Annotated in this window: 9 protein-coding genes; 2 read left to right on the top strand and 7 right to left on the bottom strand. The window is 57.3% G+C overall.

Features of this window, described 5'->3' with window-relative positions; translation table 11 throughout:
• Positions 1–12: 12 nt before the first annotated feature.
• Positions 13–870, bottom strand: coding sequence for an AraC family transcriptional regulator (locus ACFQZG_RS04220; RefSeq protein WP_378150218.1), 858 nt, complete (start codon positions 868–870; stop codon positions 13–15).
• 142 nt (positions 871–1012) lie between these two features.
• Between ACFQZG_RS04220 and melA the strand changes: the two genes are divergently transcribed.
• Complete coding sequence (melA, locus tag ACFQZG_RS04225) at positions 1013–2314, top strand: alpha-glucosidase/alpha-galactosidase (RefSeq protein WP_378150220.1); 1302 nt, start codon at positions 1013–1015, stop codon at positions 2312–2314.
• An 82-nt stretch (positions 2315–2396) separates the two neighbouring features.
• On the opposite strand, the gene ACFQZG_RS04230 is transcribed toward melA, so the two are convergent.
• The 4 genes from ACFQZG_RS04230 to ACFQZG_RS04245 form a co-directional block, all read right to left on the bottom strand.
• On the bottom strand, positions 2397–3485 hold the full coding sequence (locus tag ACFQZG_RS04230) for an RCC1 domain-containing protein (RefSeq protein ID WP_378150222.1): 1089 nt from the start codon (positions 3483–3485) through the stop codon (positions 2397–2399).
• A gap of 165 nt (positions 3486–3650) precedes the next feature.
• Positions 3651–4610, bottom strand: a complete 960-nt coding sequence (locus ACFQZG_RS04235; RefSeq protein WP_378150223.1) for an acetylxylan esterase — start codon at positions 4608–4610, stop codon at positions 3651–3653.
• Positions 4611–4731: 121 nt separating this feature from the next.
• Positions 4732–5016 (bottom strand): late competence development ComFB family protein, encoded by a 285-nt coding sequence (locus tag ACFQZG_RS04240; RefSeq protein ID WP_378150225.1) that lies wholly within the window; start codon positions 5014–5016, stop codon positions 4732–4734.
• Between the two features lie 87 nt (positions 5017–5103).
• Positions 5104–5928, bottom strand: a complete 825-nt coding sequence (locus tag ACFQZG_RS04245; protein WP_378150227.1) for a phytanoyl-CoA dioxygenase family protein — start codon at positions 5926–5928, stop codon at positions 5104–5106.
• 161 nt (positions 5929–6089) lie between these two features.
• Between ACFQZG_RS04245 and ACFQZG_RS04250 the strand changes: the two genes are divergently transcribed.
• Complete coding sequence (locus tag ACFQZG_RS04250) at positions 6090–6920, top strand: helix-turn-helix transcriptional regulator (RefSeq protein ID WP_378150229.1); 831 nt, start codon at positions 6090–6092, stop codon at positions 6918–6920.
• 137 nt (positions 6921–7057) lie between these two features.
• Here the strand turns inward: ACFQZG_RS04250 and ACFQZG_RS04255 are convergent, their stop codons facing one another.
• Together ACFQZG_RS04255 and ACFQZG_RS04260 are read right to left on the bottom strand one after the other, a co-directional pair.
• Complete coding sequence (locus ACFQZG_RS04255; RefSeq protein ID WP_378150230.1) at positions 7058–8350, bottom strand: alpha-L-fucosidase; 1293 nt, start codon at positions 8348–8350, stop codon at positions 7058–7060.
• A gap of 33 nt (positions 8351–8383) precedes the next feature.
• Positions 8384–12262, bottom strand: coding sequence for a LamG-like jellyroll fold domain-containing protein (locus ACFQZG_RS04260; protein ID WP_378150232.1), 3879 nt, complete (start codon positions 12260–12262; stop codon positions 8384–8386).
• Positions 12263–12321: the final 59 nt, after the last annotated feature.

A 12321-nucleotide genomic window follows, 5' to 3' on the forward strand; every position in this document is an offset into this window, starting at 1 on the left:
AACCTCTCGCGCTTAATCATGTCGCTTCTGCTTCCGGTAGGCGGTCGGCGCGACGCCGCTCCACCGCTGATAGTGCTTGGAGAAGTAGAGCGGGTCGCCGTAGCCGACGGAGCCCGCGATCTGCTCGACCGACAGCGATGTGGAAGTCAACAGCAATTCCGCCTGCTCCATGCGCGCGTCGTATAAGTATTGCTTCGGGGACTTCCCGATGTATCTCCTGAATAAGTTCGAGAAGTAGACGCGATGGTAGCCGAGGCTGCTCGCCAGCGACTCGATGGCGATCGGCTGGGCGTATTGCTTCTTCAGGAAGCTCGCCGCGTAACGTACGCGCTTCTCCGCATCGGATCGTTCCGCCCCTTCTTCGGACAACCGCTCCCGGTTGCTCTTGCCGAGCTCGTAGATCATGAGCCGAAGATAGGCGGCGCACTCCATGTCTACCAACGACGGGAGCTCTGCATCGAGCAGCGTCCTCCTCGTTCTCTCGTAATACCCGTACAGATCGTCCGTCGCGCCGCTCGCCACCGGACGATCCGGCGTCACGCCCGCGGACCGGAGCAACTCTCCCGCCGCTCTTCCGACGAAGCCCGTCCACACGTATTCCCACGGATCGCTCGCGTCCGCTTCGTAGCTGATCAGCTCCCCCGCATAGATCATGAACGTGTCCCCCGCGCTACATTCGTACTCCGTCCCTCTGCAAGTGAACGTTCCATGGCCGGACTTGACCGTATGCATCAGATAATAATCGTGTATCGTCGGACCGATCTTATGGCGGCCTACCGGTCTCCCATGCCCGCAGTCTATAACGGATAGTTCGCTCGGCTTGCGGTAAGCGTTGAATCCGACCTCCATCATATAGTGATCCGGAAACATTCCGCTCGCCCCCTCTCTAAGTCTAGTGTACCTCAAACACCTTACATTCCTCCATATGTATCTGTATTTTCTCCATGGGATTTCTACCGTCGCGATCCTATAGTAGAGATATCATCCATCCCAACTTGAAGGAGCCATTCCGATGTCCAAAATCACGTTCCTAGGTGCGGGAAGCACCGTATTCGCCAAAAACGTACTCGGAGACGTCATGCAGACTCCGGCGCTGCAAGGATTCGAAATCGCCCTGTTCGATATCGACCGCGAGCGACTGGAAGATTCCAAGAGCATTCTGCTTAACCTGAAGAAGACGGCCGGCAGCACCTGCGAAGTGAAAGCGTATACGGACCGCAAGGAAGCGCTTCGCGGCGCCAAGTACGTCGTCAACGCGATCCAAGTCGGCGGCTACGACCCTTGTACGATCACGGACTTCGAAGTACCGAAGAAATACGGTCTGCGCCAGACGATCGCGGACACGATCGGCATCGGCGGGATCTTCCGCAACCTGCGCACGATTCCGGTCATGCTCGACTTCGCCGCGGACGTTCGCGAAGTATGTCCGGACGCGCTGTTCATGAACTACACGAACCCGATGGCGGTGCTGACGAACGTCATGAACACGTACGGCGGCGTTAACACGGTCGGCTTGTGCCATAGCGTGCAAGACTGCGTTCCGCGCCTGTTCCGGGATCTCGACATCGACGCGAAGGGCGTCAAAGCGAAGATCGCCGGCATCAACCACATGGCTTGGCTGCTCGAAGTGACGAAGGACGGCGTCGACCTGTACCCGGAGATCAAACGCCGCGCGGCCGAGAAGCAGAAGGAATCCCACTTCGACATGGTGCGCTACGAGATCATGCTGAAGTTCGGCTACTACAACACCGAGTCGTCCGAGCATACCGCCGAGTACCATCCGTACTTCATCAAGCGCAACTATCCGGAGCTGATCGAGCGCTTCAATATACCGCTCGACGAGTACCCGCGCCGCTGCATCGACCAGATCGCCAATTGGAAAAAAATGCGCGACGAGCTCGTACACGATAAAGATCTCGTCCATCATCGTTCGCACGAGTACGCATCCTACATCATGGAAGCGATCGAGACGGACGTGCCGTTCAAGATCGGCGGCAACGTCATGAATACGGGCGGCCTCATCGCGAACCTGCCGCGCGAAGCGTGCGTCGAAGTCGCTTGCCTCGTCGACCGCAACGGCGTCACGCCGACGTACGTCGGCAACTTGCCGCCGCAGCTCGCCGCGCTGAACCGGACGAACATCAACACGCAGCTGCTCACGATCGAAGCCGCGATGACCGGCAAGAAGGAGCACATCTACCACGCCGCGATGCTCGATCCGCACACGGCCGCCGAGCTGTCGATGGACGACATCGTCTCGCTGTGCGACGATTTGATCGAAGCTCACGGCAGCTGGCTGCCGAAGTTTAAGTAAAACGAAAGGGTCTGTATAGAGATTGCAACCATCTCTTTACAGACCCTTAGTAATTCACACGTAGGTACGATGAGTTTTCTCTTCATGGATATAATGCTAGGGTATCTCCATTGGATTCAGCTTTAAATAAATCCCCATTGTTCGCAAGCGCGACTACTTCATAAGCATTTCCGCCGATTTGCGCAATGTCAGGAAGCAATCCAAGTCTAGTTCGACTACCTAGATACCACACTGTGCCGTCCTGTTTAAGACCGAATGCTCCGCTAATCGCGATGATTTGATCCATAAGCAGAATCGGTTTCTGCAAAGTTTTATTGCCCCGCGAATCAGCAATAATAGGTACTACCTCGGTGCCCACGAGCTGGTAATCATCCGACTTCGCGGTCCCCCAAGTCCACACGCCTCCATTTTTGTCCAATGCGTAATGATAGTCTTCTCCTTCTTGAAGATCCACGATGTCAGATAGTCCGCGTATCATGGAAGGTGATCCCTCATAGGTTTCCCAGACAGTCCCGTTGCTTTTGATTCCGGTCATACAACCTCCGACAACCATTGCATGATCCAACCAATGATAGGGTTGTACAGCTGTATTGGACTTTTTTATTTCCTCTTGGTTTGCAAGATCAAGTTTGCGCATTTCATTACTTGTTGGTAACCGGCAATCCGAGGCCTTCCAGCCCCATACGGTTCCATCTCTCTTCTGATAGATTAATCCATCGCCTGATCCCCACAGATTCATAACGTCATCCGCATAGGGAAATTTCGTCGCCGCTTTTACTTGCGGAGGGGAATTGAATATCCCTCCCTCATCTTCATACTTCAGCGGTTCTCCCCAGTACCAAACGCTTCCGTTCTTTTTAAGCGCGAAGTATCGACTCTCGCCTCTAACGACTTTTATTACGCTATCAAGTCGATCGATTTGAACGAAATGAGAACCAGCGGTGTCAAGTGCTCCAGCATCTTCATCTTCCGCATGAACCAACTGACTTTTCCGGATGATTACATTACCTTTCGTTGTGATTAACACAGGTCCGTTATACAAAGATTGTACTTCCTCTAGGTTAGTTACCGGATGATGTTTAACCGGTCCTGTATATTTGCATCCTCCTAGAAGAAAGACTGAAACAAGTAGACTAATACCCATGAATATTCTAATCTGATTTGTTTTCAATAGAGGATATTGCTCCTTGAGAAAGATCGTTGATTCTAGTCCTTTCGACAATTGGATACAAATACCTTTTCATTATCGCGAAAAAGAGAATAAATCCCATTTCATTAACAAACCCCAGTGCGCCTATTCGCACTGGGGTTTCTAATAGCCTTGCTATCTCTCGTATTAATCCTTCAAGAAAAACTGAATCGTCTTGTCCGTATGGCCCGGCAGATGCTCGTGACCGAAGTCCGGATAGATCGCCGTCTGCTTGTTCGCGGTAATCTTATTGTAGATCGCGAACTGCGTGGACGGCGGGCAGATCGTGTCCATGAGGCCGACGAACATAAGCACGTCGCCGCGAATCCGGTGAGCGAGATGCTGCAGGTCGATGTAGCCGAGCTTCTCGAAGATCTCGTCCTCCCGCTCGTGCAGCGGATCGAAGTGGCGGAAATACGTGCGCAACTCGGCATAGGCGTCCTTCGCCAAGTCCATCTGCCACACGCGCTTGTAATCGGACAGGAACGGGAACACGGGCGCGAGCTTCTTCACGCGGGGCTCGAGCGCCGCGCAAGCGATCGTCAGCGCGCCGCCTTGCGAGCCGCCGGCCGCGTATACGCGCTCCGGATCGACTTCCGGCAGCCCGAGCGCGATGCCGGCCAACTGCGCGGTGTCCAGGTAAATGTGACGGAACAGCATATTATCCGGATGATCGTCCAGACCGCGAACGATGTGGCCTTGGTACGTGGTGCCCTTCACGCCTCCGACGTCCTCGGAGAGGCCGCCTTGGCCGCGGCAATCCATAGCCAGCACCGAGAAGCCTAACGAAGCGTAAGCGAGCTTGTCTGTCCAATCGCCGACGTTGCCCGAATACCCGTGGAACTGCACGATCGCGGGATGCGGCTCGGGCACGTTGCGAGGGCGAACGTACTTGGCATGAATGCGCGCTCCGCGCACGCCCGTGAAATATAGATCGAAGCATTCGGCTTGCGGCGTCTGGAACGCGCTCGGCACGAGCTCGACTTGCGGGTCCACGGCGCGAAGCTCTGCGAGCGCGCGATCCCAGTAAGCATCGAAATCGGCGGGACGGGGGTTCGTTCCCATGTACTCTCGTAACTGCTCTAGCGGCATATCGACTTGCGGCATGATCGAATCTCCTTTTCGCTAACCAAGTTTTAGCCCCATCTTATCATAAGGCGGCGAGTGCGACTATGATCTATTCGGTTAGGATCGTATCGGATCGTATCGGATCGTGTGGAACGATGAGCTAATGATTCGGCCGCAGCTCGATTACCTTCACCGCGTTCGTAAGCTCTCTGAGAATGTCGGATTGCAATTGCGGATCTTGGTAGGTCGCTTTAATGTACGCCTCGCCCGCTTGGCTCGACGTATACCGCGGAGGCAGGTGATTCAATGCCAACACGACGATATCGATCTGGCATTTGTCGCACGCGCACGACAATAGGCCCGGCTTCATGAAATGGTCTTCGAAGATATTGCTTACGATCGGTTCCATGACGTTCATGATGGACAATTCGCGAGAAAAAATCATCTGCGTCCCCCTTGTCGCTGCTACGAATTCGTTGGTTCCATTATAGCAAACTCGTCGCGACAAGTCGTAGTTCCATAGTCGTGTCGTTTAGCTGAAATGTCCTTTCGGCTTCTTGCCGCTCCAGCGCTCGTCGATCTTCTCGAAGGCCGACTGGTATCTCGTGTCCACGCTAAGCCGGTAGGCGTTCGTCGTATTCTCCAGCGAGCAATGCATAAGGAACATGCCGAAAATAAGAATGTCTCCGGCTTCGAATTCCGCCGTCGCCCACTTGCCGCCGAACTTCTCCGTGATGACGAGCGGATCGTCCGTATAGTGTCCGATGCCGTCGCGATCCGAATCCTTCTTGCCGTATGACTTCTTCAAGCTATCGAAGTTGTGGGAATCGAGACAGATCGCGAGTCCGCCCATCGCGTAATCGATATCCCCGAGCGGCGACCAGACCGTATATACGTTCTCGGTTCCGCGGCCCATATAGACGATATCGTAATGCGCGCCGGTATAATCGCCTTTGCCGACGGCCCGAAGCCACTTGTAATGGTAGGTCAACGATTGCTCGCCGAGCAGCTCGTCGAAGAAACGCATGATATGATCGCCGTTCAGCACGCCGAGCAGCTCTGGCAAATCCTCGTTCGTCCCTCCGAAGAACAACGACTTGCTGCCGTCCGCCATCACGCCTTCCTCGAGCAGCGTGTCCCTGTCCAGCTTGCCGAGCTTATCCATCTTGGCCAGCACCGCTTTCCGCGCCGTCAGCACCTGCTCCCGGTCGTGGAAGCGGCGCAGGAGCAAGTAGCCGTCTTCGGCCAACCTTCCGCGCAACGCGTCGATATCGTGCAACAGCTCGTTCGAGCTTCTCAGGTTCGTTAAGTGTTCTCCGCCTAGCTCCAGTTCCCTGCTGCCTACTTTGACCCACATAGGTATCGCCCCTTCGAATCGGTTATAGCTTCATTGTAGTGCGAACCGGCCCGATTCTCCATGGATCGACTTTGCCGTTTCATGTATAATCGTACGTAAATAAACAGCGATAACGTCGATTATTCACGCTTACATGTATAAACCGATCGGAGGAAGCCCGCATGGCTTTCATGGATATCCCCTACTCTCTCGTAACCGAATCTCCGCTGCCGGAGTGTCGGTTCGATACGATATGGAAAGTACACGCCGACGCGAGTTATCGCAACCATAGGCCCGAAGGCTTCCACGTGCCGGGCTTGTTCGCGACCTTCGAAGGGAAAGGCGTGCTGGAATTGCGCGGAGAGCGTCGCGAGCTTCATCCGGGCACGTTCGTCTTCGTGCCGCGCGGAGAATCCTGCGCCTACTTCTGTCCGGACGGCGACTGGAAGTTCTACTTCATCCATATGGATACGCTAGACATGGCGCGGCGACTGGACTTGCCGATCGGAGTGCCGGTATCGTCGTCCGCAATGCCGGAAGCCGTTCGCATATGCGAACGGCTCATCGACGACTTGATTATCCGGCCCAAAGGCTATGAATTCGCGACGCAGCTGAAGCTGCAGCAATTGCTATTGCTATTCGCGCAAGAACAGGAGACGAGCGAGGGCACTCGCCGCTATCCGGAGCTGGACGACGTCTTATACGAGATGCATAAGAACATCGCCGGCTCGGCCGACATGGAAGACTTCGTGCGGCGCAGCGGATTGTCCCGCACCGTCTTCTACGAGCGGTTTCGCGCACGGACCGGCAAATCCCCAAGCCGATATACGCTGGAGCTGAAGCTCGCCTCGGCCAAAGCTAATCTCGAGACGACGAGCGCCTCCGTGAAAGAGATCGCCGCGGCGCTGCGTTTTTACGACGAATTCCACTTTTCCAAGCTGTTCAAACAGTACTTCGGCTTATCTCCCCGAGATTATAGACGAAGCATCGGGAGAGCTCCCTCAACTCGTTAGGCGAGTCAAGCTTTTCATTCGATTGCCTACCCCCTGCGAATCCTGAAGCCCACGGCGAACGGAGCTACGTCTTTCGTCATACACGACGCGGGAAGCCGGATCGTCAAACCTTCCGTCGCGCGCCCGAACGCAAGCCGTTAGTTCGTAGACAAAAGCTCGATCGAGGCGACATCGTCGCAGTAAGGAAGAAACACTTCGTCCGTTCTTAATGGCGCCGGGTCCCGATAAAGTTTGAATCCGTATACGACGTCGCCTTTGCGCGTGAACGCGCAATCGTCGGCGAAGTACGGCTCGCATATTCGGGTTCCATAGATGCCTTCGCCATGGACGCTCATCCATTCGCCCAGCTCTTCGAGCCGTTCGAGCGCGCGGCTCGGCAGACGGCCATCCGGCTGCGGCGCGACGTTCAAAGCCAAGTTGCCGCCCTTCGCTACGACTTCGAGCAACAGATGCACGAGCTGACGCGTCGGCTTGCAATCGTCTTCGAAACGATAGGAGAAAGCTTCCGTTATCGTAATGCAGCTCTCCCACGGAACGAACAACGGCTGATCCGGAACGGTTTGCTCCGGCGTGACGTAATTTTCGAACGGGCCACCGACGGTACGGTCGACGGCGAGCAGCCAAGGTTGGGTGCGGCGAGCCCGCTCGACGGCTTCCGCGAGTCGGATATCTTGGCCCCCTTCCCGCCCATGGATTTCTTGTCGAACCCAGCCTCCGTCCAGCCATAGCGCATCGATTCGACCGTATTGCGTCAGCAATTCCTCCAGTTGATCGTGGGTGAATCGTACGAACTTCTCCCACAGCTCCGGATGCGCTGCCGGATCGTACGACGGACCTCGACGCGAAAGACCCGGTTGAAGGTATTCTGGCGCCCAATAATACGGAGAATGCCAGTCGGGTTTGGAGAAATACGCCGCGATCGCCAATCCCTTCGCGCGGAACGCGTCGAAGACGTGCTTGCAAATATCCGCGTAATTATGGGTATGGAAAGGACAGTCAGGTCCGGTCGCCTTGTAATCGGTCGTCCGCGTATCCCACATGCAGAACCCGTCGTGGTGCTTCGTCGTGAACACCAAATATTTGAAGCCGGCGCGCGCCGCGACGTCCGCCCATGCTTCCGGTCGGAAGCGCACCGGGTTGAACGTGCGGTTCAAGCCGAAATATTGGCGCTTCAGCTCTTCCCCGTCGGTCTCCCAATCGATCTCGCTTCTGGACCAATGCGCGTCCTCGTCGCTAAGCGCCCACGATTCGACGACTCCCAGCTGCGAGTAGGGCCCCCAATGCATCATGATCCCGAGCTTCTGGTCTTGGAACCATTCGAGCCTCTCGCGAAGCAGCGGATCGGTCGGACGAATCCATGCTTTGCCGTCGCTGTATCCGTGAACGCCGTCTTGCACGACTTCTTCTTCATTTGCGAGCAGATCGCCCATTGTGCGCCTCTCTCCGTTTCGTTATTCATCGTTTTAGGAGTCGACCTGGCTTAATGCGAAAATCTCTTCGTCGGTCAACGTTCTCGGATACAGCCGCAGTTCGTCGATCGCGCCGTGGAACCCTTCGGACGGTCCGCCGGAAGGACCGTTCTGCGCGCCGATCCGGAACTGATTCGGATTAAGGAGCTGATTCTGATGGTAATCGACGGATTTGCTCAATACGTTCGCGCCGTTAACGTACAGCTTGAACTCGTTGCCCTCCCGAGTCGCGGCCACGTGCGTCCACTCGTTCAACGGGATGGAACCCGGCTCCGTGTTGAACGGCCACATTCCGTGACCCGCCCCTTCCGCGTCGCTAACGAGGAAATACATTTGGCCGTTCGATATCCACCAGTTGAACATATTGGCTTGGCTGCCGGTAACGCCTTGTCCGAGGATCATATGGTTATAGGAGTCGGAGGCCGGCTTGATCCACGCCATGAACGTGAAATCTTCGTCGGCTATCGGGTTGATCCGGACGGAATTCCCATAGAAGAACAGCGCTTTGCCCTTTTTCCCGTCGACCCAAACGGGTTCACCTTCGATGTCGCGGGCGACCCCGCCCACGCTGTCCGTCGTCCGCGTCCCTTGGCCTTCGTCGAACGGATAATATTGCCCGAGCTCTTCGATCGCTGCGCTGGCCGAAGCCTCCAATCCTTCGTACGAAGCCGTGATGGTTACCGAGCCTTTGCGGCCCGTGAACGTTACGACGCCCCGATGAACCGTCGCGACGGCCGGGTCGCTCGTCTCCCACGCCGCGTGCGTGATCCGCGAAGCAAAGCCGTCGTCGTATGTCCCCGTCAACGTCAGCGTCAGCGGAATGGCGCTGTACGCCAACGGATCGTTGATCTTCATCGATACCGGAAGCCGATCGACGGGCCCGTCAAGGCGTACCGGCATGAACAAAGACGGGTCTTTGCTGCCGCCGATCCCGGCGCCCCACTCGATCCAGCCTTTCCGGCCAGAACCGTCGTTGTCGTTAGCCAGAAGAGACAAGCTGAACAGACCGTCTTCCGGATCGATCGGCGCAAGCTCCGTCCACGGAAGAGACAGCTCGTAGTAAGTTTCCTTCGCGCTTTCGTCCCTTGTCACCGAAAGCTCCGCGTTCTCGACCAAACCGCCCGGCAGTCCGATGCCCGACCAGCGATACAGCTGCGGACCATCCGGCGTGAGCGCCATGCCGTACTCGTACATGTCCGCGGAATCGCCGGGCATTCCGGGAGAAACGGCGAATTGCAGGGCGTCGCCCAGCCAAATCTGGCTGCCCGATTGTTCTTGCGAGAAAGCGTCGTCGCGGATCGCGGCGGATACGTTCAAGTGCTCATCGTCCCAAGTGAGCCATACGTCCCCGCTCAAGTCGGATTCACCGCCGTAGCCGGTCATCCGTACCGTCCCGTGCTCGGTCAAGCGGATGGCGGGAATCGCCGCCAAATCGTCCGGAACGCCGTCGATGACGATGCGCATCTCGGTCAACGTAGCGAAGAACGATACGTTACCTTCGTATGCATACGTCAGGCCGTCCGCCATCCGCAGCGTGATCGTCACCGGATAGGTGCGGGACGGTTCGAATCCGGCCAAAGGCAAATCCGTCTCGAACGCGGAGCCCGCCGCGATCGCCGCGTTCGGCGTCAACGTTCCGGACGCGTCGCCGATCGTCCACGCTATGCTCTCCGCGATGCGGCTTCGGTCGGATACGTTCGACGCTTCGATTCGCAGCGCCTCCGCTCCGTCCTTCAGCACTTGCTTCGCCTGCAACCGAATCGGATCCTCGACTCGGATATTCGCGCTCACCCTTCCGACGCGCTTGCCGCCGTTCAAGATATCGCCCGCCAATCGCTTGCTCCCGGCCGTATCGAACCCGGGAAGCGCGGCTTCGACTTCGACCGTTTCCCCGGGTCCGGCCCGGAAAGGAACGACGCTTTCGCCGAATGCGAGCTTGCCGTCGATCGGAGCGCGAGGCGGCCGCGAATTGTCGACGGTCAGCGTCAGCGAGACGTCGTCGCCGACAAAGGCGTCGTCGGCCCGCAGCGCGTATTTGCCGCCTTGTTCGACGCTGATCGCTCTGCCGCTCACGTCTAGAGGCATGACGGAAGTCGATAAGTAAACAAAGTTGCCATTGTCCGGTTCATACGAGCGGGAATCCCCCTCGGCGTCCGCGACCGTTAATCGCTTGTTCGTCTTGACCGATACGGCGTTCGGCTCCGCCGACCAGATCATTCTGGCCTCCTCGCCGTCCCTGTCGAATACGTAGCTATGGATGCCCCCGCCGACGTTCTCTTCTTCCGTTCCTTGGCCGTCGTACGCGCCTCTGTTCGGAACGCGCGAAGAAGAGACGGTATTCCCCCAATAGTCCTTGCCTCCGTTGCCAGAGATCAACGTTCCGCTGCCGAGCGCCGGCGACCCTTCCGCCAACCGGTATCCGTCGACGGTCCCTCTGCCCGTTCTGCCCGAACCCGCTCCGATGAACATCGGATCGGTCGTCAGCTTGTGTGGATCGGTCGCCGGCTCGCTCGGATCGTGGTTGCCGTAGTACGTGTTCGAATCGTACGCGCAAGTCGCGTTGCCGCAGTAGTACGTCATGTTCTGCCCCAGATTGTAGATGATGTTGTTCTTGAAGCTCAGCGTCCCTTGAGGCAAGTTGTTCCCGTCCGGCGCCATCAGGAAGCGCACGTTCATCCCTTCGCCGGTGTAGAACGTGTTGTTGTAGATCTGGTAGTTCTGCATCCGCCCAACCGCTTGGATAAGCGCCGTCCCGTCGTTCTCGCTCACGTTGTAGCGGACGATGCCGTTCTGGTCGTACCCTTGGCCGTCCCCGCCGCGCTGCCCGACGAGCAGCATGAATCCGCCTGCGTTGTCGTGGCTGTAGTTGTACTGCATGACGCAGCCGTTGCACAGCTCGTCGATGTCGAAGCCCATGCCGTCGAGCGTGTTCTGCGTGTGGTGCGCTTCGTTGTATTGGAAAAGCGCGTTGTCCGAGTTGATCGCCCAGATGGCCGCATGGTACCCGACCGAGTCGTAATAGCTATATGCCGCCACGTTATGCTCGATCAGCGCCGATTCGGTCTCGCACACGATGATCGCGTCCCCGCCCGTGCGGTTCAGGCTGTTCCCTTTGATCACGATGTTCGTCATGCCGAGCCATGGACCGGAACCGTCGGTTCTCGTCGCCCGGTTGCGCCAGTCGCTGCGGATGAAGATGCCCGTGGCGTCCACGTCAGTGAACGTATTGTCCTGGATGAGCACGTCGTCGAACTTCGTCGGCGTCGCGCTTCCGGTGACGCGCACGATGATGCCGCCGGATTCGAGATCCTGAACGGCCGTCTGGCCGCTGACGTCGCGGATGTCCAAGTTCTTCAGGTAAATATGGCGCGTGACGCCCGTATCGTGCGCTTCGATCCATACCGCCCGGCGCGTCGCCCGCTCGACGGCGGTGTTCGTGATCTCGAGATTGTTGATCTCCCAATATTGCTGGTTGTACAGCTTCACCGTCTCCTGAACCTGGCCCGCACCATGGAAAGCCGGCTTGGCGCCGGTGCCGTACTTGTCGATAACGATCGGCTTGGTGCTCGTTCCCGAACCCTTCGGCCACAGCTGACCGGTCCACGACGAGCCCGCTTTGAACAGAATTCGGTCTCCCGGTTGGAACGTCGTCCCGTTGACTTTGGCCAGCGACTGCCAGGCCGCATTCGCGCTCGTCCCGGCGTTGGCGTCGTTGCCGCTTGCCGCATCGACGTAGTACGTCTTCCCGCCCGATTGTTCGGCTCCGGCCGCGTTTCCGCGCGCCGCGCCGGGCGTGCACGCGCTTTCCAGCATTAAGGAACATAAGATGATCGCGATCAACATCGCGGATACCCGTCTACTTGCGAAGATCATACTCGCAATCCTCCCTTCGATAAGGTAGCTCTCCCGAAGCGCTGCTCCGAGTTGCGGAT

The organism is Cohnella sp. GCM10027633 (assembly GCF_042675445.1).
Classification (GTDB): domain Bacteria; phylum Bacillota; class Bacilli; order Paenibacillales; family Paenibacillaceae; genus Cohnella.